Origin of the sequence: Staphylococcus gallinarum (genome assembly GCF_000875895.1) — a bacterium.
Lineage (GTDB): Bacteria > Bacillota > Bacilli > Staphylococcales > Staphylococcaceae > Staphylococcus > Staphylococcus gallinarum.
The window spans coordinates 12361-38343 of the sequence record NZ_JXCF01000049.1; the positions used below are offsets into that span (position 1 = coordinate 12361).

Here is a 25983-nt window from a genome sequence, read left to right on the forward strand (position 1 = left end):
GGGTGGACATATGATCTATGAAACAGCGCCAGCTAAGATAAACTTGACGCTAGACACACTCTTTAAACGAGATGATGGTTTTCATGAAGTTGAAATGATAATGACGACTATAGATTTAAATGATCGCTTGTCATTTGAGCTGCGACAAGACAATAAGATTGTTGTCGATGTTGAACAAACTTATGTTCCCTCTAATAGTAAAAATTTGGCATATAAAGCTGCAGAATTAATGAAGAAAACCTATAATTTACAACAAGGTATTACAATAACTATTGATAAAAATATACCGGTTTCGGCAGGATTAGCAGGTGGATCAACTGATGCTGCGGCAACAATGAGAGGGATGAATCGCCTCTATAAATTAAATAGGCCATTAGAAGAACTATGTGAGCTTGGTATTTCGATAGGAACAGATATCCCATTTTGTATTTATGGTAAAACCGCTCTATGCAAAGGTAAAGGAGAGAAAATCAACTTTCTAAACAAGCCGCCTTCTGCATGGGTCGTTGTTGCTAAACCTAATATTGGAATATCGTCACCAGATATATTTAAGAAATTAGATTTAAGTCATTTGCAAACTATCAATACGGAAGACTGCAAAACGGCTTTAAACACAGGGAATTATGAATTGTTATGCAGTAGCCTTTCAAATCAACTGGAACCTGTTTCGAGCAAGGTGTGTCCTGAAATTTTAAAAATAAAACGCAACATGCTAAAAAGTGGTGCAGATGGTGCAGTGATGAGTGGTAGTGGACCAACAGTTTATGGACTGACACAAAAGGAACGACAAGCAAGACATGTGTATAATGCAGTGAATGGCTGTTGTAATGAAGTGTATTTAGTAAGATTATTAGGATAGGAGAAGGGATGAGCTAAATGCGTTATAAAAGAAGTGAACGTATCGTTTATATGACTCAATATTTAATGAACAACCCCAATAAATTGATACCATTAACATATTTCGTACAAAAATTTAAACAAGCAAAATCTTCAATCAGTGAAGACGTGCAAATTATCAAGACTACTTTTCAAAAGGAAAAGTTAGGAACAGTTATTACAACAGCAGGTGCCAGTGGTGGAGTAACGTATAAGCCTAAAATGAGTAAAGCTGAAGCAAATGAAGTCATTGACGATATTATAGAAAGACTTCAAGAGAAGGATCGTTTATTACCAGGTGGATACTTGTTCTTATCTGACCTCATGGGGAATCCGTCATTATTAAACCGTGTAGGTAAATTAATTGCAACGCTATATATGGATGAAGAATTGGACGCTATTGTTACGATTGCGACAAAAGGTATATCGTTAGCCAACGCTGTGGCCAATGTACTAAATCTACCTGTTGTTGTTATTCGTAAAGATAATAAAGTGACAGAAGGCTCAACGGTATCGATTAATTACGTATCAGGATCTTCACGTAAAATTGAAACAATGGTATTGTCGAAACGCACATTGCCTGAAAATTCTAATGTACTCGTCGTTGATGATTTCATGAGAGCGGGTGGCTCTATTAATGGCGTGATGAATTTAATGAATGAGTTTAAAGCACATGTTAAAGGGGTATCGGTACTAGTAGAATCAAAAGAAGTTAAACAAAGATTGATTGAAGATTATACTTCCTTAGTTAGACTATCTGATGTAGACGAATACAATCAAGAATTTAAGGTAGAAACAGGCAACAGTTTAACTAAATTTTCTTAAAGGAGCGGTTACGGCATCATGAACACAATTAATACACAAAAGGCGCCTGAAGCATTGGGGCCATACTCACATGCAACTGAAATTAATGGTTTGGTATTTACATCAGGACAAATCCCATTAAATTTAAATGGTGAAATTGTCAGTGACGATGTTAAAGAACAGACTACACAAGTATTAGAAAATTTAAAAGTTGTATTAGATGAAGCTGGATCTGATTTAGATTCAGTCATTAAAGCTACAATTTTTATTGCTGATATGAATGAATTTCAAAATATAAATGAAGTTTATGGCAAGTACTTTGACACACATCAACCAGCGAGAAGCTGTGTTGAGGTAGCGAGATTACCTAAAGATGTTAAAGTAGAAATTGAATTAATAGCAAAAGTAAAATAAGGGAATATAATTTTTAATGCAATTGTTAAGCTTCTAACAAAGAGATACTAGGGGGGCTCACTACATGAAAGTGACAGATGTAAGACTTAGAAAAATACAAACAGATGGAAGAATGAAAGCACTTGTATCAATTACTTTAGATGAATCATTTGTCGTGCATGATTTACGTGTAATTGAAGGCAACACAGGTCTTTTCGTCGCAATGCCAAGTAAGCGTACACCAGATGGTGAATTCCGAGATATCGCGCATCCAATCAACTCAGAAATGAGACAAGAAATTCAAGATGCAGTGATGAAAGTATATGATGAAACGGATGAAGTCATTCCAGATAGGAATGCACAAGCTTCGTCTGAAGATTCAAATGAGGAAGCTTAATATTTAAAACAATTTGAGATGTGGTATAGTGATTAATATCATAAAAAAAGAAGGTGGAATTGTTCTTAATTGAACAATTCCACCTTCTTTTTTGTTACAACAGATAAATATTATTTTTGAAATAAATTATAAAATGTAAAGGTGACAAAAAATAAAAAATTAACAAGAAATATATTAATGAATGTATTTTTACTGTATTTACTTAGCTAATTTGAATAATTAGGCGACATAAATAGCTAGTAGTAGAAATTTTGAGAAATAAATGAATGCATATCAACATGAAAATGAACATGCTTTCATAAATTGGATAAAACGTTTTCCCAAATCATAAAAGATGACAATTTAACTGTGAAATATTTTTAATTTAGTGCAAGAAAAAGTGTCTATTATTTAATATCGATGCTTTGAGCCTTGAAAGTGGTACTAGCGTTAAATTATAATAATAAGGAAGTGTATATTTTAATGGAGGGTTAACATACATGCAAAGACATGCAATCGTACTCGCAGCCGGTAAGGGTACACGTATGAAATCAAAGAAATACAAAGTATTACATGAAGTTGCAGGTAAATCTATGATTGAACATGTTGTTGACAATGTAAGACAATCAGGAGTCGAACAACTTGTAACAATCGTTGGTCATGGCGCAGAAAGTGTCAAAGCAACGTTAGGTAATGATTCACTTTATAGCTTTCAAGAAGAACAATTAGGTACTGCACATGCAGTTAAAATGGCAAGTGAGCATTTGGAAGATAAACAAGGGACAACATTAGTCGTTTGTGGTGATACGCCATTAATCACACAACAAACATTGGAAGCACTCATAACTCATCATGAGACAAATCAAGCACAAGCTACAGTTCTATCTGCTACAGCATCAAATCCATTTGGTTATGGGCGTATAGTTAGAGATGCAAATAATCATTTGGTTAAAATCGTAGAACAAAAGGATGCTACCATAGAAGAACAGCAAATAAATGAGATTAGTTCTGGTATCTTTGCTTTTGATAATCAAACTTTATTTGACAAGCTAGCAAAAGTAAAAAATGATAATGCACAAGGTGAATACTATTTACCTGATGTATTGTCGCTTATTTTAGATGATCAAGGTGTGGTTGAAGTCCATCATACGAATGACTTTGATGAAATTATGGGTGTGAATGATCGCGTTATGTTAAGTGAAGCGGAGCAAGCTTTTCGTAAACGTATCAATACATTTCACATGCGTAATGGGGTAACAATCATCGACCCTGCAACGACTTATATTGGCGCGGATGTAATTATAGGAGAAGATACAATTATTGAACCAGGTGTAAAATTAGCTGGCAAGACTGTAATCGGTTCCGATGTAAGTATTGGTCAATATTCTGAAATAACGAATAGCCAAGTTGGAGCAAATGTAACTATTAAACAATCAGTTATTAACGAAGCAACGATTGCGGACGAAGTGACGATCGGTCCATTTGCACAATTGCGTCCAGGTGCTGATCTTGGGCACAAAGTTAAAGTCGGCAACTTTGTAGAAGTTAAGAAATCTGTAGTAAAAGAAGGTGCAAAACTGCCACACTTGAGCTATATCGGAGACGCAGAAATTGGTGCGCGTACCAATGTCGGTTGTGGTTCTATTACTGTGAACTATGACGGCGTCAACAAGTTTAAAACAATTATAGGCAATGATTCGTTCATCGGCTGTAATACAAACTTAGTGGCACCAGTTACATTAGGAGATCGCTCGTTTATTGCGGCGGGTTCCACAATTACGGACAATGTTCCGGAAGATAGTTTGGCTCTTGCAAGATCTAAACAAACGACAAAAGAAGGCTATCTAAAAAAATAAATGTGCATTGTTTAGAAAAAATGATGTAATCTGTTAAGTTTAAGATAACGTAATGTAAAAATACCAAAACTTGCAGACTCATGTTGAGAGAAAATTTAAATTTTGCCATATACGTAAATAAAACTAATTGAACGAATTAATTGGAGGACTATAAATGTTAAACAATGAGTATAAGAATTCTGCTTTGAAAATATTTTCTTTGAAAGGTAATGAACCGTTAGCCCAAGAAGTAGCAGATAAAGTTGGAATCGAACTAGGAAAATGTTCAGTGAAACGCTTTAGTGATGGTGAAATTCAAATTAATATCGAAGAAAGTATCCGTGGTTGCGATGTGTTTATCATTCAACCAACATCATATCCTGTTAACCTACATTTAATGGAATTACTTATTATGATAGATGCATGTAAACGTGCTTCTGCTGCAAATATCAATATTGTGGTACCATACTATGGCTACGCTAGACAAGATAGAAAAGCAAGAAGTCGTGAGCCAATTACTGCTAAGTTAGTTGCAAACTTAATTGAAACAGCTGGTGCAGATAGAATGATCGCACTTGATTTACATGCACCTCAAATTCAAGGTTTCTTCGATATGCCAATCGACCACTTAATGGGTGTTCCAATTTTGGCAGAACACTTTAAGAATGAAACAAATATTGATTTAGAAGAATGTGTTGTTGTATCTCCAGACCATGGTGGTGTAACAAGAGCACGTAAACTTGCAGACATCTTGAAAACACCAATTGCTATTATCGATAAACGTAGACCGAAGCCAAACGTAGCAGAAGTGATGAATATAGTTGGTGATATTCAAGGCAGAACAGCTATTATTATTGATGATATTATCGATACTGCTGGTACAATTACATTAGCTGCACAAGCGTTAAAAGACAAAGGTGCGAAGGAAGTTTATGCTTGTTGTACGCACCCTGTACTTTCTGGTCCTGCCAAAGAGCGTATTGAAAATTCAGCAATTAAAGAATTAGTTGTTACAAATTCTATTCAATTAGAAGATAGCCGCAAACCAAGTAACACAAAAGAATTATCTGTAGCTGGTTTATTAGCACAAGCAATTATTAGAGTTTACGAACGCGAATCAGTTAGTGTGCTATTTGACTAAATATTACAATAACGGTATAATAGTTCCGTTCGTGATTAGACGAACAAAATAAACACTTGCAAGCAACATGGCGTTGATGGGCAAGTGAGGGGCTCTATTTGATAGAGCAGATGATGAAAGGTGGAAAATGAATATGGCTTCATTAAAGTCAATTATTCGTCAAGGTAAGCAAACACGTGCAGACCTTAAAGCATTAAGAAATATCGGTAAAGTACCAGCTGTTGTTTACGGTTTCGGTACTAAAAACACTTCAGTTAAAGTTGATGAAGTTGAATTCATCAAAGTTATCCGTGAAGTTGGTCGTAACGGTGTTATCGAATTAGGCGTAGGTTCTAAAACTATCAAAGTTATGGTTTCAGACTACCAATTCGACCCACTTAAAAACCAAATCACTCACATCGATTTCTTAGCTATCAACATGAGCGAAGAACGTACTGTTGAAGTACCAGTACACTTAGTTGGTGAAGCAGCAGGCGCTAAAGAAGGCGGCGTTGTTGAACAACCATTATTCAACCTTGAAGTAACAGCTACTCCAGATAACATTCCTGAAGCTATCGAAGTAGATATTACAGAATTAGAAATCAACGACAGCTTAGCTGTTGAAGATATCAAAGTTTCTGGTGACTTCACAATTGAAAACGAAGCTACTGATTCAGTAGTTACTGTTGTTCCTCCAACTGAAGAACCAACAGAAGAAGAAATCGAAGCAATGGAAGGCGAATCAGAAACTGAAGAGCCAGCTGTTGTTGGTGAAGAAGACGAAGAAACAGAAGAAAAAGAAGAAGAATAATTCGAACTTTTATATTCTGAATAATCGTTGTCGTCTAGACATCATATTGAATATGGAAAAGCACCATGCTTAATACGTTAAGCAGGTGCTTTTTTATGTTATTATAGTGATTGATACTAGAAAAATGTAGAGTCTTTGCTTTACAAATGGCTACTTAATTGTTTGTATTTCAAAGGTATAGTAAAAATGGAGGTAACTTGATGAAGTGTATTGTAGGCTTAGGTAATATTGGGAAACGTTTTGAATTAACAAGACACAATATTGGCTTTGAAGTTATAGATTATCTTTTAGAACGTAATCAATTTACGCTAGATAAACAAAAGTTTAAAGGCGCGTATACAATTGAGCGCATCGCTGGTGAAAAGGTAATGTTTATTGAACCCTTAACATTAATGAATTTATCTGGTGAAGCGGTAGGACCATTAATGAAATATTATGATATCGACATAGATGACTTACTTGTGTTATATGATGATCTGGATTTACCACAAGGTGAGATACGCTTACGACAAAAGGGTAGTGCAGGTGGACATAATGGCATGAAGTCAATTATACAAGCCTTAGGCACTGATCAATTTAAACGTATTCGTATCGGTGTGGATCGCCCTTCAAATGGTATGGCAATTGTTGATTATGTATTACAAAGATTTTCAGACCAAGAAATGAAAACAATGAATAAAGTAATAGAACATTCTGCACGTGCAGTTGAAGCATTTATTGAAACATCTCGCTTTGATAACGTGATGAATGAATATAATGGTGAAGTAAATTGAAATCGATAATTACAGAATATATAAATGAAGACAAACGTTATCAAGAACTTAATGAAGTGTTCGGTAAGGAAAATGTCCTCGTTACCGGCTTATCTTCGGCTGCTAAAGCAACAATTATATCTGAGAAATATTTGAATAGCTCTAAGCAGTTATTAGTTGTTACAAATAACTTGTATCAAGCAGATAAGTTGGAAAATGACTTGTTACAATTTGTTGATGCAGAGCATATTTATAAATATCCATTGCAAGATATCATGACCGAAGAATTCTCAACACAAAGCCCTCAATTTATGAGTGAACGTGTACGTACATTAACGGCACTTGCTCAAGAAAAGAGAGGCTTATTTATCGTACCATTAAACGGATTGAAAAAATGGTTGACGCCTGTAGATATGTGGCAAGCACATCAAATGTCGCTCTCTGTAGGAGATGACATTGATATTGATGCGTTATTAAATAAACTAGTAAACATGGGCTATCGTAGGGAAAGTGTCGTGTCCCATATAGGAGAATTCTCATTACGCGGTGGTATTATCGATATTTATCCACTGATAGGTGACCCAGTAAGAATAGAACTCTTTGCTACTGAAATCGATTCAATTCGTGATTTTGACGTTGAGACACAACGTTCAGAGTCTAATTTAGAAAGTGTAGAAATCACAACTGCGAGTGACTATATCATTACTGATGAAGTGATTAGTCACACAAAGCAAAAGTTAAAAGAAGCCTATGAAATGACAAGGCCTAAAATAGACAAAGCAGTACGTAATGATTTGAAAGAAACATATGAAAGTTTCAAATTATTTGAAGACTCATTATTTGATCATCAAGTCTTACGACGATTGGTTGCGTTTATGTATGAGTCTCCTGCTACGATTATGGATTACTTCAAATCTGATGCAATTATAGCAGTTGATGAATTTAATAGAGTCAAAGAAACAGAGACGACATTAACGACAGAAGTAGATGAATTTATTCAAAATTTAATTGAAAGTGGTAAAGGATTTATCGGTCAAACTTTCTTAGCTTATGATGGTTTTGAAACATTGTTGAAGCGTCATCCAGTAACTTACTTTACGTTATTTACTGCAACGATGTCAGTGCCAATTCAAAGTATTATTAAGTTCTCGTGTAAACCAGTGCAACAATTTTATGGTCAGTACGATATTATGCGTTCAGAATTCCAGCGTTATATCAAAAATGACTATACTGTAGTGGTTTTAGCAGAAACAGAAGTGAAAAAAGAGCGAATTCAGTCAATGCTAAATGAAATGCATATTCCGACTTTTGTAGATACTGTGAGTGATAACCATCAAACGGGAAGCGCAATCATTACAGAAGGCAGCTTGTCTGAAGGCTTTGAATTACCATATATGCAACTTGTCGTTGTAACAGAGCGAGAATTGTTTAAATCCAAGCAAAAAAAGAAACCGAAGCAACAGAAAACGTTAACGAATGCAGAAAAAATCAAATCATATCAAGACCTAAAGGTCGGTGACTATATTGTCCATGTACACCATGGTGTTGGTCGTTATTTGGGTGTAGAAACACTTGAAGTTGCAGGTGTTCATAAGGACTATATCAAATTGCAATATAAGGGTACGGATCAACTCTTTGTACCTGTAGACCAAATGGATCAAGTTCAGAAATATGTTGCCTCAGAAGATAAATCACCTAAGTTAAATAAATTAGGTGGAACAGAATGGAAAAAAACAAAAGCCAAAGTACAACAAAGTGTTGAAGATATAGCTGATGAGCTTATCGAATTATATAAAGAACGTGAAATGTCTGTTGGTTATAAATACGGACCAGACACAGCAGAACAAAATGATTTTGAATTAGATTTCCCTTATGAGTTAACACCCGATCAAAGTAAATCAATCGATGAAATTAAAGGTGACATGGAAGTTGAAAAGCCAATGGATAGATTACTTTGTGGTGACGTAGGTTATGGTAAGACAGAAGTAGCAGTTCGTGCAGCGTTTAAAGCAGTAATGGAAGGTAAGCAAGTTGCATTTTTAGTACCTACGACTATTTTGGCGCAGCAACACTATGAAACATTGATAGAGCGTATGCAAGATTTTCCAGTCGAAATTCAATTAATCAGTAGATTTAGAACTACAAAGGAAATTAAAGAAACGAAAGAGGGATTGAAGTCTGGCTTTGTAGATATCGTAGTAGGTACACATAAACTACTAGGTAAGGATATCCATTATAAAGACTTAGGCTTGTTAATTGTCGATGAGGAACAGCGCTTTGGCGTTAGACATAAAGAACGTATCAAGACATTAAAGACTAATGTAGATGTTTTAACTTTAACGGCAACGCCAATTCCAAGAACCTTACACATGAGTATGTTAGGTGTTAGAGACTTATCGGTAATTGAGACACCACCTGAAAATCGCTTCCCTGTGCAAACATATGTCTTAGAACAAAATGCTAACTTTATTAAAGAAGCTTTAGAACGAGAGGTTTCTAGAGAAGGACAAGTATTCTATTTATACAATAAAGTGCAGTCTATATATGAGAAACGCGAACAATTACAGATGCTTATGCCGGACGCTAATATTGGAGTGGCCCATGGTCAGATGAGTGAACGTGATTTAGAAGAAACAATGTTAGGATTCATTAATCATGAATACGACATTCTTGTGACGACGACGATTATTGAAACAGGCGTAGATGTACCAAATGCTAATACATTAATCATAGAAGATGCTGATCGCTTTGGATTGAGCCAGTTATATCAATTGAGAGGTAGAGTTGGACGTTCTAGTCGTATAGGTTATGCGTACTTTTTACATCCTACGAATAAAGTTTTGACAGAGTCAGCAGAAGAGCGTTTGCAAGCAATTAAAGAGTTTACAGAACTAGGTTCTGGTTTCAAAATTGCAATGCGCGATTTAAATATTCGAGGCGCGGGTAATCTTCTAGGTAAACAACAGCACGGCTTTATTGATTCTGTCGGCTTTGACTTATACTCACAAATGTTAGAAGAAGCAGTAAATGAAAAACGAGGAATTACTGAAGAACAAGCAGATGCACCAGAAGTTGAAATAGAATTGAATATCGATGCGTATTTACCGGCAGAATATATTCAAAATGAACAAGCTAAGATAGAAATATATAAGAAATTACGTAAAATTGAGACCGAAGCACAATTAATGGACGTTAAAGATGAATTAATAGATCGCTTTAATGAATATCCGGTTGAAGTGGAACGTTTATTAGATATGATGGAAATTAAGGTTCATGCCCTACATGCTGGTGTTACATTGATCAAGGATACTGGCAAGCAAGTCGAAGTGTATATGTCTGAAAAGGGAACGACTGAAATCAATGGTGAGAGCCTATTTAAACATACACAACCACTTGGACGAGCGATGAAAGTAGGTGTCCAAGATGGTAAAATGAAGGTGACACTAAATAAAACTAAGACTTGGCTCGAAAATTTAAAATTCTTAGCTAAATGTATTGAAGAAAGTATGGAATTTGCTGATGAAGCAGAATAAGCAACATGAAACGCAACGTTCTGCATTTAATGGTGTTGTAGTTCTAACAGTAGCACTCATTATAGTCAAAGTGTTGAGTGCAATTTATCGCATACCTTATCAAAATATATTAGGTGATGAAGGTTTATATGCATATCAACAAATATATCCAATTGTTGCATTAGGCGTTATATTGACAATGAATGCCATTCCTAGTGCTGTGACTCAGACGTTTGGCTCATCAGGCAAGGATAAGCAATACACGAATGTATTGTTTGTCTTGCAAATTTTCAGCGGTATATTTTTTATTATGTTATTAATCAGTGCCAAATGGATAGCGATATTGATGGGAGATGTAAATTTAGCACCCATGTTGAGAGCAGCAAGCTTTAGTTATCTGTTTGTCGGTGTGTTAGGCGTGTTGAGAGGTTATTATCAAGCGCAACATGAGATGAATATACCAGCGATGTCACAAGTGATTGAGCAAGTTGTCCGGGTCGGTATTATTATGATTGCCGTATTGCTATACTTGTTGCAACATTGGTCAATCTATCAGTCAGGCATGTTAGCAATCGCAGGTTCGGCAGCTGGCTTTCTAGCATCGAGTTTATTTTTAATGCAGAAAAGACCTTTCAAAGTTGTGAAACGCAAAGCTGATATAGCGTGGAAACAGTTGACTATTGCGATTGTCGTTTTTGCTGTCAGTCAGTTAATCGTTATTGTTTGGCAAGTGGTGGATAGTTTTACTGTGCTGCATGCACTTATGCATACTGGTTTAGACTTTCAGGATGCTGCTACTCAAAAAGGAATCTATGATCGCGGTGCCTCGTTTATTCAAATGGGATTGATTGTGACTACGACGTTTAGCTTTGTACTCATTCCATTATTGACAGAAGCGATAAAGGAACAACAGCATGTGTTAATCAATCGCTATGCAAATGCATCGATAAAAATAACAGTCCTTATTAGTGTTGCTGCAGGTATCGGTTTGATAAATTTATTGCCATTAATGAATAGTGTGTTTTTTAAATATGACAGCTTAACCGGAACATTGGCTATATATATGTTGACGGTAATCTGTGTATCTTTGATCATGATAGATATTGCGTTATTACAAGTTAGACAAAAGGTGAAACCAGTGTTTATCGCATTTATAATTGGGATTATATGCAAAGTGTTGTTAAATATCCTATTAATTCCACAATTATTGATGTTAGGCGGTAGTGTAAGTACTGTACTCTCACTCATTGTATTTGTAATATTATTACATTACCAAGTATTAAAGCATTATAAATTTCAATCAATGACTCAATTTGTACTAAAGTTAATTGCAACAATGGTCTTGTTAACTGTAGCTGTACAATGTACATTATTTGTCATTTCTACTGATTCACGTATCGGTGGTCTCATCGAATTGCTAATTGCAGCGATGGTAGGAATTGGTGTCATTATATTGGCAATTGTGCAAATGCAATTGTTGAGCTATAGAGAGTTAAAACATTTGCCATTTGGAGATAAGCTTTATCATATGAAGAGAGGGAAACGTTAATGACACAACATATTACGATTGTAGGTCTAGGAAACTATGGTTTAGATGACTTGCCTTTAGGTATTTATAAATTTTTGAAAAATCAGCCTCGAGTATTTACTAGAACATTAGAACACCCAGTTATTGCATCTTTACAAGATGAAGGTATCGAATTTCAAGGTTTTGATGCTGTTTATGAAAATAATACAACTTTCGATGATGTTTACGATACAATTGTGAATCAATTGTTAGAAGCGAGTAAAAATGAAACGATTGTTTATACTGTGCCAGGGCATCCTAGAGTTGCGGAAACGACAACTTCTAAATTAGAAGCCTATGCAGCAACACATGATAATATTGAAGTAGAAATTTTAGGTGGGAAAAGTTTTATCGATGATATATTTGAAGCGGTAAAAATAGATCCAAACGACGGTTTTACTATGCTTGATGCTACTTCAATCAAGGCTAATCAATTAAATGGCCGTAATCATACACTCATTACGCAAGTATATAGCGCAATGGTTGCTGGCGATTTGAAAGTGACATTAATGGAACGTTATAAAGATGAACATATCGTATATATAGTAGATGGTGCAAAGGGGAATGAAGCGCAAGTTACTGCAGTGCCGCTTTACGAATTGGATCATGAAGAGGCACGATTTACAAACCTTACAAGTGTCTTTCTTCCTAGATTAACGCAAGATAGCGAATACTATAGTGACTTCTACTTTGCTACTGAAATTATTGAACAATTAGTAGATGATGAACACGGTTGTCCTTGGGATAAAGAACAAACGCATCAATCATTAAAGCGTTACTTATTGGAAGAAACATTTGAGTTGTTTGAAGCAATCGATAATGAAGATGATTGGCATATGATCGAAGAATTGGGCGACATTCTGTTGCAAGTACTACTACATGCAAGTATTGGTAAGAAGTATGGATATTTTGATATTAACGAAATCGTTGAGAGTTTATCGGCTAAAATGATTCGCAGACACCCACATATTTTTGCTGATGAAGAGGCCAATAACATAGAAGATTTAAAGCAAATTTGGTCAACAGCGAAATCAAAAGAGGGTAAAGTTGATAGAGTGAAGTTTGAAAAAGTATTTGCAGAGCATTTCTTGAAGATGTATGATAAAACCAAAAATAAGACACTTGATGAGGCAGCTTTAAAAAATATTTTAGAGCAAGGAGGAGACGAAATATGAGATTAGACAAATATCTCAAAGTATCTAGACTAGTTAAACGTAGAACACTGGCGAAAGAAATCAGTGACCAAGGACGCATAACTGTAAACGGTTCAGTTGCCAAAGCAGGTACTGACGTAAAGGAAACAGATGAATTAGTGATTCGTTTTGGTCAAAAAATAGTTACTGTCAAAGTAACAGGACTTAGTGAACATGCTACAAAAGAAAATGCAAAGGGCATGTATGAAATTATTAAAGAAGAAAAAGTCAGTGAAAATTAAAAAAGGTGGTGACAAGCGAATGAGTAAAAAGGTTGAACAAATAGGTAATACGTATACCTCTGCAGAAAATAGAAAAAAACAACAACAAAGAATGAGAAATCGCGTTGTGCGTAAACGTGTGACATTCTTTGGTGGCATATTGTTAGCTATTATCATCATTTTGTCCATAATGCTTGTCACTCAAATTCAGAGTAACAATGACGATGCAGTAGAACGTCAACAAAAGGAACAAAAATACCAAAAGCAACAAGATGAAGAATTAGCGTTAAAAGAGAAATTAAATAATCTAAATGATAAAAGTTATATAGAAAAAATTGCACGCGATGATTATTATTTAAGTAATGATGGCGAAGTTGTATTTAAGTTGCCTGGGGATAAAAGCACAGGCCAAGAAAAATCGTCTAAAGAAGATAAATAAGAAAATTTATTTTTTTGAATCATAATACCATTGTTAAATTGTGTAAACAGGCATATAATAAAGTTAAAATCGAAACGAATCGGGAGGATTTATTTACACTATGTCAATCGAAGTAGGAAACAAGCTTAAAGGTAAAGTCACTGGAATTAAAAAGTTTGGCGCGTTTGTCGAACTTCCTGAAGGGAAAAGTGGCTTAGTTCACATAAGTGAGGTTGCGGATAATTACGTAGAAAACGTAGAAGATCATTTAACTGTCGGAGATGAAGTTGAAGTTAAAGTATTGTCAATCGCTGATGATGGAAAGATTAGTCTTTCAATTAAAAAAGCAAAAGATCGTCCTCGTAAACCTCAAAGTAAACCAAGTTATAAACAACCACAACAAAAAGCAGAAGATTTTGAGAAGAAATTAACTAACTTTTTGAAAGACAGTGAAGATAAGTTAACTTCTATTAAACGTCAAACAGAATCTAGACGTGGTGGAAAAGGCGCTAAGCGCTAATCGTTATAGAATATAAAGGCTGTTTCAAGGAAATATAGAAGGTTGTTGGAAATAAGCTTGTAAGATATAAATAAGTTTGTCGCTATCAATCAAAGACTGTTTTCTTATTTGAGGAAACAGTCTCTTTTTTATTGTATAGTTAATTGTACTGTAGGCGTAGTTTATTATTTATGTGAGTGAGGTGGAAAATGTGGAAGTGAATACAAATGCATGGCATAGTGATAGCCATATTGTGCTAGCGATTTCCACAGGCGTGGATAGTATGGTGTTATTACATCAACTGTTGACCAACTATCGTCAAACCTATCGCCAAATTACATGTTTACATGTTAATCACGGAATAAGAACAGCTGCTAAAACAGAACAGGCATTTATGCAACGTTATTGTAAGCAACATGGCGTTGACTTATTTGTGCATGAATTAGATTTATCCCATGTCATTGCAGCAGGTAATAGTATAGAAAATGAGGCACGTACATTGCGGTATGCATGGTTTGATCAAATGATGGAAGAACTTGAAGCGGATGTGTTACTTACTGCACATCACTTAGATGATCAGATTGAAACGATATTTTATCGGGTTATGACCGGTCGTTCTACGAGAAGTAAGTTGGGTATGGATGAATGTATTCTTAGAAAGAATTATGTACTTGCTAAACCCTTGTTAGCGGTATCTAAATCAGAAATCCGAACTTATCAGCATGAACAACACGTACCATTTTTTGAAGATGAAACAAATCAAGATAATCAATATGTCAGAAACGACATCCGTAATCGTTTATTGCCAGCAATAGATGAAAACAGACAATTGTCGACACAACAATTGCTGAAATTAAAAGCTTGGCATGATGAACAATTGAATGTAATACATCAAGAAGCAGATCACTTTATATTAAATAAGGTTAAAGCAGAGACAAACAATCATGAAATCCATTTTTCTAGAAGTGAATTTTTAAAATTGCGACATACTGTTAAAATAGTTGTATTAGATAAATTAATTGATAAATTAGCGTTAGAACAACCGATATCTGAAAAGATGTATGAATCATGGCTAACACAAATAGCAAGTAACCATGCACAATGCACATTATACACTACAGATAAATGGATAATTCATATCGCTTATGATAAATTTATCTTAATGGCTAATTATGAACAAGCGCTTTCTCAGATAAAGGTCAATCAACCAGGCACATATACTTTTAGTCGCTATAATATTGAAATTCAAGCTGACTTACCACAAGATGAATTTCCATTAACTATAAGAACAAGACAAGTTGGCGATAAATATGAATTGAATGGTAGCACTGGGCATAAAAAGGTGAGCAGGTTATTTATTGATGAGAAAATAATACAACGACAACGTGAAGAAATGCCTGTAATAGTTACTGCCGATGAAGAAATAATTGCAGTTGGGACTTTGTTTTTAAAGCAAAAATATAATGAATTAATATCAATAAGTAATATGGGAGAGGAATAACAATGCGTGATGATTTGAAAGAAATATTATTAAGTGAAGAAGATATTAACCAAATTTGTAAAGATTTGGGCGAACAAATTACAAAGGATTATCAAGGAAAGCCATTAGTTTGTATCGGAATATTGAAAGGGTCAGTCATGTTTATGGCAGACTTGATCAAACGAATTGATACACACTTGGCAATTGATTTTATGGATGTTTCAAGTTATCACGGTGGTACAGAATCGACAGGTGAAGTTCAAATTTTAAAAGATTTAGGTTCTTCAATAGAAAATAAAGATGTATTAATTATCGAAGATATCTTAGAAACAGGTACTACATTAAAGTCAATCACAGAATTATTGCAGTCACGACGCGTAAATTCATTAGAAATCGTGACGCTGTTAGATAAGCCTAACCGCCGTAAAGCAAATATCGAAGCTAAATATGTCGGTAAAAAAATTCCTGATGAATTTGTTGTTGGTTATGGTTTGGATTATGCTGAGCATTATAGAAACTTGCCATATATTGGTACACTAAAGCCTGAAGTTTACTCATAAGCATAAGCAACTAAATTTATTCAATTACAAAGTTATTGTATACTATAATTTCTAACCTAATAAAATTGTCTAATATTAATCAATTGAAAATTTATTAATATAAAACGGATTTTGGTTAATATATTACGACAATTGATACGATATAATATAAGTATTTTAAGTTAGTAGTTTTAGTTGGTGTTTATGGGGAAATAATTTAAAAATTAAACTAAAACAGCATGGATTGTAAACGACGCGCAAAAGTTGAAATACTAGCCTTTGGCAGACGCGTTATGTTACAATTTTTGTTAGTTTTATTATTGAAGTAGGAGGAAACGACGCATGCAGAAGGCCTTTCGTAATGTGCTAGTTATTGCAATCATTGGCGTTATTATATTCGGCTTGTTTTCGTGGCTCAACGGCAATGGAAATATGCCAAAGCAACTTACATATAACCAATTTGTAAAGCAGTTAGATAAAGGTGATCTTAAGACACTTGAAATCCAACCAGAACAAAATGTCTATATGGTAAGCGGTAAAACGAAAAAAGGTGAAGATTATTCTTCAACTATTTTATATAACAATGATAAAGAACTTGAAAAAATAACTGATAAAGCACAAAGTCAAGATGGATTGAAATTTACAGTTAAAGAAGAAGAAAAACAAAGCGTGTTTGTTAGTATTTTAACAACGCTCATTCCAGTATTAATAATTGCTCTTTTATTTATTTTCTTCCTTAGCCAAGCTCAAGGTGGCGGCGGCGGTGGCGGTCGTATGATGAACTTTGGTAAATCCAAAGCTAAAATGTACGACAGTCAGAAAAAACGTGTACGCTTCTCTGATGTAGCAGGTGCAGATGAAGAAAAACAAGAGTTAGTTGAAATTGTAGACTTCTTAAAAGATAATAAGCAATTTAAGCAAATGGGATCACGCATACCTAAAGGTGTGTTATTAGTTGGCCCTCCTGGTACAGGTAAAACATTACTTGCGCGAGCAGTAGCTGGTGAAGCTGGCACACCGTTCTTCTCAATTAGTGGTTCTGACTTTGTTGAGATGTTTGTCGGTGTCGGTGCGAGCCGTGTACGTGATTTATTTGAAAATGCTAAGAAAAATGCACCATGTATCATTTTCATTGATGAGATTGATGCAGTAGGTCGTCAACGTGGTGCTGGTGTTGGTGGGGGTCACGATGAACGTGAACAAACACTTAACCAATTACTTGTTGAAATGGATGGTTTCGGTGAGAATGAAGGTATCATAATGATTGCTGCAACTAACCGACCAGATATTCTTGACCCTGCATTATTACGTCCAGGTCGTTTTGACAGACAAATTCAAGTTGGACGTCCAGATGTTAAAGGTCGTGAAGCAATTCTTCATGTACATTCTAAGAATAAACCATTAGATGAGACAGTAGACTTGAAAGCCATTTCTCAAAGAACGCCAGGGTTCTCTGGTGCAGATTTAGAAAACTTACTTAATGAAGCGTCATTAATTGCAGTGCGTGAAGGTAAGAAGAAAATTGACATGCGTGATATTGAAGAAGCAACAGACCGTGTAATCGCTGGTCCTGCTAAGAAATCACGTGTTATTTCTAAGAAAGAACGTAATATTGTAGCTCATCATGAAGCTGGTCACACAATTATTGGTATGGTATTAGACGAAGCAGAAGTCGTGCATAAAGTTACAATCGTACCACGTGGTCAAGCTGGTGGTTATGCAATGATGTTACCTAAGCAAGATAGATTCTTGATGACTGAACCAGAATTATTAGATAAGATTTGTGGTCTGCTAGGTGGTCGTGTATCTGAGGATATTAACTTTAATGAAGTATCAACAGGTGCATCAAATGACTTTGAACGTGCAACGCAAATCGCACGTCAAATGGTTACTGAATATGGTATGAGTAAGAAACTTGGTCCAATTCAGTTCTCTAGTAGCAGTAATGGTCAAGTATTCCTTGGTAAAGATATGCAAGGTGAACCAGAATATTCTGGACAAATTGCTTATGAAATTGATAAAGAGGTACAACGTATCATCAAAGAACAATATGATCGTTGTAAAGATATCTTGCTAGAACACAAATCACAATTGAAGTTGATTGCTGAATCATTATTAACTGAAGAAACTTTAGTCGCTGAACAAATCCATTCATTATTCTACGATGGTGTATTACCTGAAGTAGATTATGACAGTGCTGAGGTAGTTAATAAAGAAGACTCTGAATTCAAAGACGGAAAATACGGTAAATCATATGAGGATGTTCGTAAAGAGCAATCATTAAATGATGTAAGTAAAGATAACCGTCAAGAAGATGAAGAAGACGATAATGAAGGTGATCGTGATACAACTGGACACGAACAATCACCAAATATCGACAAACCTAGCAATCCAAGTGATCCTAACGATCCAAGTAACAGAAATTAATGACTGAACAAAGACGTCTCTTTTTGCTATCATAGTGGATAGTAGAAAGAGGCGTTTTATTATTACTTGAAATAGAAAATATTTTGCGTAAACAAATATTTAGCATTTTTTAAGGTGAACCAGTAAAATAAATTGAACTAAAATATGAAATGAACACAATGTGTGCAATATCGCAATGACACATGAGCAAATAAAAGGAGAAATGATGTAATGACGAAAGATTATATTGTGAAAGCATTAGCTTTTGGAGGACAAATACGTGCGTATAGTGCGCTGACAACAGAAAGTGTGCAAGAAGCTCAAACGCGACATTATACATGGCCGACAGCTTCAGCTGCACTTGGTAGAACAATGACAGCTACATTAATGATGGGAGCAATGTTAAAAGGGAACCAAAAACTTACTGTAACAGTAGATGGCCAAGGGCCAATTGGTAAAATTATTGCTGATGCAGATGCCAAAGGAAATGTAAGAGGTTATGTAACAAACCCACAGACTCACTTTCCGCTAAATGATATCGGTAAACTAGATGTACGCAGAGCAGTAGGGACAGAAGGAGCGTTAACTGTAGTTAAAGATGTCGGCATGAAAGATTACTTTTCTGGATCTAGTCCAATTGTATCTGGAGAATTAGGTGAGGACTTCACTTATTATTTTGCTAAGAGTGAACAAACACCTTCCTCTGTTGGTCTAGGTGTACTCGTTAATCCTGATAATTCAATTAAAGCTGCTGGCGGCTTTATATTACAAGTAATGCCTGGTGCAGAAGATGCGACTATAACTAAATTAGAAGACGCGATTAATAATATGACACCAGTGTCTAAACTTATTGATCAAGGACTCACACCTGAAGAATTACTTTTTGAAATTTTAGGTGAAGAAAATGTACAAATATTAGAGAATGTACCAGCTCAATTCGAATGTAATTGCGGTCATGATAAATTTTTAACTGCAATTAAAGGTTTAGGTGAAGCAGAAATTATTAGTATGATTAACGAAGACCATGGTGCAGAAGCAGAATGTCATTTTTGTAGAACGAAGTATAATTTTACAGAAAATGAATTAGAAGCATTGCTAGAAAATAAAAATTAATTACTGTCATATAGGGCTTGGTAGGTTTTTAAAGTAAAGTGAAATAATAAAATTAAGGTTTCATAGTTGTATTTACAGAAAAATCTGATAAAATATATACTATATCCGATAAAAAAAGTATGCATTTGAACTTTTTAACGAAAAGGAGCTTTACTAATGACAAACAACAAACCAGTAAATAATATTGTAGAAGTTATCGGTAATACACCGGTAGTTAAATTAAACAACGTTGTAGATGAGAATTCAGCAGACGTTTATGTAAAACTTGAATATCAAAATCCAGGTGGATCAGTAAAAGATCGTATCGCATTAGCAATGATTGAAGAAGCTGAAAAAGCTGGCAAAATTAAACCAGGTGACACTATCGTTGAACCAACAAGTGGTAACACAGGAATCGGTTTAGCATTTGTATGTGCAGCAAAAGGTTATAAAGCAGTCTTTACAATGCCTGAGACAATGAGTCAAGAACGCCGCAACTTATTAAAAGCATATGGCGCTGAATTAGTGTTAACGCCAGGTTCAGAAGCAATGAAAGGTGCAATCAAGAAAGCCAAAGAACTTAAAGAAGAGTTTGGTTACTTTGAACCACAACAATTCGAGAACCCAGCAAATCCTCGTGTCCATGAATTAACAACTGGTCCTGAATTAGTTGAGCAATTTGAAGGTAAAACAATCGATGCATTCTTAGCGGGTGTAGGTACTGGCGGAACATTAAGTGGTGCTGGTAAAGTCTTAAAAGAAAAATATCCAGATATCAATTTAGTAGCTATTGAACCAGAAGATTCACCAGTATTAAGTGGTGGAGAACCTGGACCACATAAATTACAAGGTTTAGGCGCTGGTTTCGTACCTGACACATTAAACACAAATATCTATGACGAAATTATTAAAGTAGGTAATGAAATTGCTATGGAAACTTCACGTAAAGTTGCTAAAGAAGAAGGTATTTTAGGTGGTATTTCTTCAGGGGCAGCGATTTACGCAGCAATTCAAAAAGCCAAAGAATTAGGAAAAGGTAAAACAGTTGTTACTGTATTACCTAGTAACGGTGAACGTTACCTTTCAACACCGTTATATTCTTTCGAAGACTAGAATTAATTTAGGTGTAATTACCGGCCACATTGAGATGTGTGTGCCGGTTTTTTTGTGTGCTAATGCGCATAAGAGAATAGAAAATGAATATAAATTATATTTAAGACACCATACTTAAGTATTCGACACTGAAAAAATAGACAATAAACGTTATTATAGAAACGTACAAGATAAATATCGACTTTTAACAAATAGTAGTGAAAGGAAGTAATCAACTATGACACGGACAAAAATAATGGGTATATTAAATGTAACTCCAGACTCTTTCTCGGATGGTGGTAAATATAATACTGTAGAAAGTGCGGTACAAAGAGCAGAAGAAATGATAGCAGAAGGTGTTGATATCATAGATATAGGTGGTATATCCACACGTCCGGGTTATGAAGAAATCACTGTTGATGAAGAAATGCAACGCGTAATTCCTGTAGTGAAAGCATTAACTAAACTTGATGTGAAGCTCTCTGTTGATACATACCGTAGTGAAGTAGCGGAAGCAGTAATGGATTTAGGCGTTGAGATGATCAATGATCAATGGGCTGGTATTTATGATGAGCGTATATTTGATGTTGTGGCAAAGTATCATGGTGAGATTGTGTTGATGCATAATGGTGATGGTAATCGAACTGAACCTGTAATGGAAGAAATGTTGTTATATTTGTTAAAACAAGCTAATAAAGCAGAATTGAAAGGCATTCCTCAACATAAAATATGGATTGACCCGGGCATTGGTTTTGCTAAAACACGTATAGAAGAACGTGAAGTAATGTCGCGCTTAGATGAACTGGTAGCAACAGATTATCCGGTATTGCTTGCTACAAGTAGAAAAAGGTTTATTAAGGAAATGATAGGTACAGAAACGACGCCAACTGAACGAGATGAGGCGACAGCAGCAACTACAGCCTATGGTATAATGAAAGGCGTAAAAGCAGTTAGAGTGCACAATGTTCAGTTGAATGCACGTATTAGTCACAGTATGGATTACTTAAAGGAGAATGACGATGAGCGATACAATATTTCTGAACGGTCTTAAATTTTATGGTTATCATGGTGCATTACCTGCTGAAAATGAAATCGGACAAATTTTTATTGTAGATATTACTCTAAAGGTAGACTTGAAACCAGCTGGTGAATCAGATCAAGTAACGGATACAGTGCACTATGGTGAAGTATTTGAAGATGTAAAGGCTATCATGGAAGGGGAGCCTGTAAATTTATTAGAGCATCTAGCTGAACGTATTGCAAAACGTATAAATTCACACTATAATCGTGTAATGGAAACGAAAGTTAGAATCACTAAAGAGAATCCACCTATCCCTGGTCATTATGATGGTGTCGGGATTGAAATAGTGAGGGAGAATCGCTAATGATTAACGCGTATTTAGGTTTAGGTAGTAATGTAGGAGACAGAGCAGCGCAATTAGATGAGGCAATTCGTATTTTGAATGCGACTAATGGTATTACCGTTACTAAAGTCTCGCCAATATATGAAACAGAGCCAGTTGGTTATGTTGAGCAACCGCAATTTTTAAACCTTTGTTTAGAGATTCAAACTTCATTAACTGCACAAGCATTATTGCAAGTATGTATGGAAACAGAACAACAACTACATCGGGTTAGAGAAATCCATTGGGGACCTAGAACATTAGATGTTGATATTTTATTATACGGAAATCATATAATAGATGAAGCAGATTTAATCGTCCCACACCCACGTATGCTCGAACGTGCTTTCGTATTAATTCCTTTAAATGATATTGCGTCAGATGTTGTCGAACCAAATTCTAATGAGAAGATAGGGAATTTAGTGCATACAGACGATTCGGTTAAGTTGTATAAAAATTGAGCAGTTTTCAATTGAGGAATAAGTTGAAATTACTTTATTACATTCGCATCGTCTAGTAGAATTGAATGGTGAAAAGGTTGCGTTATAAAATGCGCAAAAATATCTAATAGCATTTTAATAGTGATTACGTTTTTGGTAAATTAAGTAAAATGCCCAACCAAGCTACAAGTGAATGATAATTGATACATTTCATGGATTTTAAATTGAAAGCAAAACAATAAAAAAGTAGAACAAGAAGCATAAAGGAGAGACAGTTATGTCAGAAGAAATGAATGACCAAATGCAGGTCCGCCGCCAAAAATTACAAGAATTATTCGATTTAGGTATTGATCCCTTTGGCCAAAAATTTGAACGTACTGCTATGGCAGAACCATTGCATACAGATTGGGATCAATTTTCTAAAGAAGAATTACAAGAAAAAGAAGACGATAGTCATGTTACGATTGCAGGCCGTTTAATGACAAAACGTGGTAAAGGTAAAGCTGGATTTGCGCATGTGCAAGATTTATCAGGTCAAATTCAAATTTATGTAAGAAAAGACCAAGTTGGAGAAGAACAGTTCGAATTATGGAACGCTGCTGACCTTGGAGATATCGTCGGTGTTGAAGGTGTTATGTTTAAAACAAACACTGGGGAATTATCAGTTAAAGCGAAATCATTTACGCTTTTAACTAAATCTCTACGCCCATTGCCAGATAAATTCCATGGCTTACAAGACATAGAACAACGTTATCGTCAACGCTATTTAGATTTAATTACAAATCAAGATAGTACACAAACTTTTATTAATCGTAGTAAAATTTTGCAAGAAATGCGTAACTATTTAAATAAAGAAGGATTCTTAGAAGTTGAAACACCAATGATGCATCAAATTGCTGGTGGTGCTGCTGCACGTCCATTCGTAACACATCATAACGCCCTAGATGCAACATTATATATGCGAATTGCGATTGAATTGCATCTTAAACGTTTAATTGTTGGTGGCCTTGAAAAAGTATATGAAATTGGACGTGTGTTCCGTAATGAAGGTGTATCAACTCGACATAATCCAGAATTTACAATGATTGAGTTATATGAAGCATATGCTGATTACCATGATATTATGGATTTAACAGAAAATATGATTAGACATATCTCTGAAAAAGTGTTGGGAACTGCTAAAGTTCAATACGGAGAAGAAACAATTGATTTAGAATCTAAATGGAGACGCGTGCATATGGCTGATGCAGTTAAAGATGCAACAGGCGTAGATTTCTTCGCAGTGAAAACAGACGAAGAGGCTAAAAACTTAGCTAAAGAGCACGGTGTTGAAATCACAGATAATATGAAATATGGTCACATTCTTAATGAATTCTTTGAACAAAAAGTAGAAGAAACATTAATACAACCAACATTCATCTACGGTCATCCAATCGAGATTTCGCCATTAGCGAAGAAAAATCCAGAAGATCCAAGATTTACTGATAGATTTGAATTATTCATCGTTGGTAGAGAACATGGTAATGCATTCACTGAATTGAATGACCCAATAGATCAAAGAGCGCGTTTTGAAGCTCAATTAGTAGAGAAAGAACAAGGTAATGATGAAGCACATGAAATGGATGAAGATTTCATCGAAGCATTAGAATACGGTATGCCTCCAACAGGTGGACTAGGTATTGGTATTGATAGATTAGTAATGCTATTAACTGACTCAGCATCTATCAGAGATGTATTATTATTCCCTTATATGAGACAGAAATAGAAAGTACAATAAAATTATAGAAACAATTAAAAGAGGTTGGCCGGAGTATATTTACCACGGTCAACCTTTTACTATTTAAAAAGTAATTAAGAAATATGATAAATAAGAACATTACATTTGAAAATTTCCAAGTTGATCCAGTAATAATTTGCGTAATAAGATACAAATAGGTAATATAAGACTAATAAAATAGAAAACTATACCAAAAAAGGTATGGCATATAGTGTATTCCTGTGATAAACTTATTCAAGTCGAGTTGAGATGACGAAGATAGTAATGACCGGTTGCAAATACAATGTTTTTTCTTTATAATAATTTTTTCGAAAAAGTATTGACTTGTAATCAGAAATGAAGTAATATAAAAAAGTCGTCAAAAACGACTGGTTGATATTGAAAGCTTTGTAAAGCGTTTGTAAATAAAATATCAACACAGTGTAAAATTGACCATTGCATTTATTAAATAAACAATGTATTATTGATTAAGTAAGTTAATTGTCTGGTGGCAATAGCAAAGAGGTCACACCTGTTCCCATGCCGAACACAGAAGTTAAGCTCTTTAGCGCCGATGGTAGTCGGACTTACGTTCCGCAAGAGTAGGACGTTGCCAGGCTTTATAACATAATGGAGGATTAGCTCAGCTGGGAGAGCATCTGCCTTACAAGCAGAGGGTCGGCGGTTCGAACCCGTCATCCTCCACCATTCAAATGAATAGCCGGCCTAGCTCAATTGGTAGAGCAACTGACTTGTAATCAGAGGGTCAGAGGTTCGAATCCTCTATGGCTCATCCAGTTTCACTTTGCAGAAGTAGTTCAGCGGTAGAATACAACCTTGCCAAGGTTGGGGTCGCGGGTTCGAATCCCGTCTTCTGCTCCATTGATTTTTGCCGGGGTGGCGGAACTGGCAGACGCACAGGACTTAAAATCCTGCGGTGAGAGATCACCGTACCGGTTCGATTCCGGTCCTCGGCACCATCTTTTTAAAATAGCGCCCGTAGCTCAACTGGATAGAGTGCTTGACTACGGATCAAGAGGTTATGGGTTCGACTCCTATCGGGCGCGCCATTTTAAAATTAATCACCACTTAAATATACGGGAAGTAGCTCAGCTTGGTAGAGCACTTGGTTTGGGACCAAGGGGTCGCAGGTTCGAATCCTGTCTTCCCGACTCTTTTGAAAAATGGGGGCTTAGCTCAGATGGGAGAGCGCCTGCTTTGCACGCAGGAGGTCAGCGGTTCGATCCCGCTAGTCTCCACCATATTTTTTAATTATTCAAATGAACATTGAAAACTGAATCGCAATATGTCAACGTTAATTCCGAACACAACGATAATCGTTGGTTCAAAAAACGTGTTAATGATAACACAAATTAGTATTTTATGAGCTAATCAAAC

General features: G+C 35.4%; 23 protein-coding genes, 7 tRNA genes and 1 rRNA gene. All 31 read left to right on the forward strand.

Features of this window, described 5'->3' with window-relative positions:
- Positions 1 to 10: 10 nt before the first annotated feature.
- Positions 11 to 859: a 4-(cytidine 5'-diphospho)-2-C-methyl-D-erythritol kinase gene (ispE, locus tag SH09_RS12485; RefSeq protein ID WP_042739978.1), complete on the forward strand. Its 849-nt coding sequence runs from the start codon at positions 11 to 13 to the stop codon at positions 857 to 859.
- Between the two features lie 17 nt (positions 860 to 876).
- Positions 877 to 1701, forward strand: a complete 825-nt coding sequence (gene purR, locus SH09_RS12490) for a pur operon repressor (RefSeq protein ID WP_042739979.1) — start codon at positions 877 to 879, stop codon at positions 1699 to 1701.
- A gap of 18 nt (positions 1702 to 1719) precedes the next feature.
- On the forward strand, positions 1720 to 2094 hold the full coding sequence (locus SH09_RS12495) for a RidA family protein (protein WP_042739980.1): 375 nt from the start codon (positions 1720 to 1722) through the stop codon (positions 2092 to 2094).
- Between the two features lie 64 nt (positions 2095 to 2158).
- Entirely contained in the window at positions 2159 to 2470 is a 312-nt protein-coding gene (spoVG, locus tag SH09_RS12500; RefSeq protein WP_042739981.1) for a septation regulator SpoVG, read from the forward strand.
- Positions 2471 to 2949: 479 nt separating this feature from the next.
- Positions 2950 to 4305: a bifunctional UDP-N-acetylglucosamine diphosphorylase/glucosamine-1-phosphate N-acetyltransferase GlmU gene (glmU, locus tag SH09_RS12505; RefSeq protein ID WP_042739982.1), complete on the forward strand. Its 1356-nt coding sequence runs from the start codon at positions 2950 to 2952 to the stop codon at positions 4303 to 4305.
- Between the two features lie 154 nt (positions 4306 to 4459).
- On the forward strand, positions 4460 to 5425 hold the full coding sequence (locus SH09_RS12510) for a ribose-phosphate diphosphokinase (protein WP_042739983.1): 966 nt from the start codon (positions 4460 to 4462) through the stop codon (positions 5423 to 5425).
- A 133-nt stretch (positions 5426 to 5558) separates the two neighbouring features.
- Positions 5559 to 6215 carry a 50S ribosomal protein L25/general stress protein Ctc gene (locus tag SH09_RS12515; RefSeq protein ID WP_042739984.1) on the forward strand — a complete coding sequence of 219 codons (657 nt, stop codon included), beginning with the start codon at positions 5559 to 5561 and terminating at the stop codon, positions 6213 to 6215.
- A gap of 200 nt (positions 6216 to 6415) precedes the next feature.
- Positions 6416 to 6988, forward strand: coding sequence for an aminoacyl-tRNA hydrolase (pth, locus tag SH09_RS12520; RefSeq protein WP_042739985.1), 573 nt, complete (start codon positions 6416 to 6418; stop codon positions 6986 to 6988).
- Positions 6985 to 10500, forward strand: coding sequence for a transcription-repair coupling factor (gene mfd, locus SH09_RS12525; RefSeq protein WP_042739986.1), 3516 nt, complete (start codon positions 6985 to 6987; stop codon positions 10498 to 10500). The genes pth and mfd overlap by 4 nt, the downstream gene beginning before the upstream one ends.
- The gene (locus SH09_RS12530) at positions 10487 to 12028 is read left to right on the forward strand and encodes a polysaccharide biosynthesis protein (RefSeq protein WP_042739987.1); all 1542 of its coding nucleotides are present in this window, start codon (positions 10487 to 10489) and stop codon (positions 12026 to 12028) included. Before mfd ends, SH09_RS12530 begins: the two co-directional genes overlap by 14 nt.
- Positions 12028 to 13221, forward strand: a complete 1194-nt coding sequence (locus SH09_RS12535; protein WP_042739988.1) for a MazG nucleotide pyrophosphohydrolase domain-containing protein — start codon at positions 12028 to 12030, stop codon at positions 13219 to 13221. Before SH09_RS12530 ends, SH09_RS12535 begins: the two co-directional genes overlap by 1 nt.
- Positions 13218 to 13481 (forward strand): RNA-binding S4 domain-containing protein, encoded by a 264-nt coding sequence (locus tag SH09_RS12540; protein WP_042739989.1) that lies wholly within the window; start codon positions 13218 to 13220, stop codon positions 13479 to 13481. Before SH09_RS12535 ends, SH09_RS12540 begins: the two co-directional genes overlap by 4 nt.
- Before the next feature lie 19 nt (positions 13482 to 13500).
- Positions 13501 to 13899: an FtsB family cell division protein gene (locus tag SH09_RS12545; RefSeq protein ID WP_042740000.1), complete on the forward strand. Its 399-nt coding sequence runs from the start codon at positions 13501 to 13503 to the stop codon at positions 13897 to 13899.
- Positions 13900 to 13999: 100 nt separating this feature from the next.
- Positions 14000 to 14398, forward strand: a complete 399-nt coding sequence (locus SH09_RS12550) for a S1 domain-containing RNA-binding protein (protein ID WP_042739990.1) — start codon at positions 14000 to 14002, stop codon at positions 14396 to 14398.
- Between the two features lie 190 nt (positions 14399 to 14588).
- Positions 14589 to 15878 carry a tRNA lysidine(34) synthetase TilS gene (gene tilS / locus SH09_RS12555; RefSeq protein WP_042739991.1) on the forward strand — a complete coding sequence of 430 codons (1290 nt, stop codon included), beginning with the start codon at positions 14589 to 14591 and terminating at the stop codon, positions 15876 to 15878.
- Between the two features lie 2 nt (positions 15879 to 15880).
- Positions 15881 to 16417 carry a hypoxanthine phosphoribosyltransferase gene (gene hpt / locus SH09_RS12560; RefSeq protein ID WP_042739992.1) on the forward strand — a complete coding sequence of 179 codons (537 nt, stop codon included), beginning with the start codon at positions 15881 to 15883 and terminating at the stop codon, positions 16415 to 16417.
- Between the two features lie 321 nt (positions 16418 to 16738).
- Entirely contained in the window at positions 16739 to 18823 is a 2085-nt protein-coding gene (ftsH, locus tag SH09_RS12565; RefSeq protein WP_042739993.1) for an ATP-dependent zinc metalloprotease FtsH, read from the forward strand.
- A gap of 210 nt (positions 18824 to 19033) precedes the next feature.
- A complete protein-coding gene (hslO, locus tag SH09_RS12570; RefSeq protein WP_042739994.1) occupies positions 19034 to 19915 on the forward strand; it encodes an Hsp33 family molecular chaperone HslO in 882 nt (293 codons plus the stop codon).
- 156 nt (positions 19916 to 20071) lie between these two features.
- Positions 20072 to 21007, forward strand: coding sequence for a cysteine synthase A (cysK, locus tag SH09_RS12575; RefSeq protein WP_042739995.1), 936 nt, complete (start codon positions 20072 to 20074; stop codon positions 21005 to 21007).
- Positions 21008 to 21224: 217 nt separating this feature from the next.
- Positions 21225 to 22037 (forward strand): dihydropteroate synthase, encoded by an 813-nt coding sequence (gene folP / locus SH09_RS12580; RefSeq protein ID WP_042739996.1) that lies wholly within the window; start codon positions 21225 to 21227, stop codon positions 22035 to 22037.
- Positions 22006 to 22371 carry a dihydroneopterin aldolase gene (folB, locus tag SH09_RS12585; RefSeq protein ID WP_042739997.1) on the forward strand — a complete coding sequence of 122 codons (366 nt, stop codon included), beginning with the start codon at positions 22006 to 22008 and terminating at the stop codon, positions 22369 to 22371. The genes folP and folB overlap by 32 nt, the downstream gene beginning before the upstream one ends.
- Positions 22371 to 22850, forward strand: a complete 480-nt coding sequence (gene folK, locus SH09_RS12590; protein ID WP_042739998.1) for a 2-amino-4-hydroxy-6-hydroxymethyldihydropteridine diphosphokinase — start codon at positions 22371 to 22373, stop codon at positions 22848 to 22850. Before folB ends, folK begins: the two co-directional genes overlap by 1 nt.
- A gap of 256 nt (positions 22851 to 23106) precedes the next feature.
- Positions 23107 to 24594, forward strand: a complete 1488-nt coding sequence (lysS, locus tag SH09_RS12595) for a lysine--tRNA ligase (RefSeq protein WP_042739999.1) — start codon at positions 23107 to 23109, stop codon at positions 24592 to 24594.
- Positions 24595 to 25089: 495 nt separating this feature from the next.
- Positions 25090 to 25204: ribosomal RNA gene (gene rrf, locus SH09_RS12600) — 5S ribosomal RNA — on the forward strand.
- Positions 25205 to 25217: 13 nt separating this feature from the next.
- A tRNA-Val gene (locus SH09_RS12605) sits at positions 25218 to 25293 on the forward strand.
- A gap of 9 nt (positions 25294 to 25302) precedes the next feature.
- Positions 25303 to 25382, forward strand: a tRNA-Thr gene (locus tag SH09_RS12610).
- Positions 25383 to 25392: 10 nt separating this feature from the next.
- Positions 25393 to 25467, forward strand: a tRNA-Gly gene (locus SH09_RS12615).
- A gap of 9 nt (positions 25468 to 25476) precedes the next feature.
- Positions 25477 to 25565 (forward strand) — tRNA-Leu (locus SH09_RS12620).
- A 13-nt stretch (positions 25566 to 25578) separates the two neighbouring features.
- Positions 25579 to 25655, forward strand: a tRNA-Arg gene (locus SH09_RS12625).
- Positions 25656 to 25683: 28 nt separating this feature from the next.
- A tRNA-Pro gene (locus SH09_RS12630) sits at positions 25684 to 25757 on the forward strand.
- Positions 25758 to 25771: 14 nt separating this feature from the next.
- Positions 25772 to 25847 (forward strand) — tRNA-Ala (locus SH09_RS12635).
- Positions 25848 to 25983 lie beyond the last annotated feature (136 nt).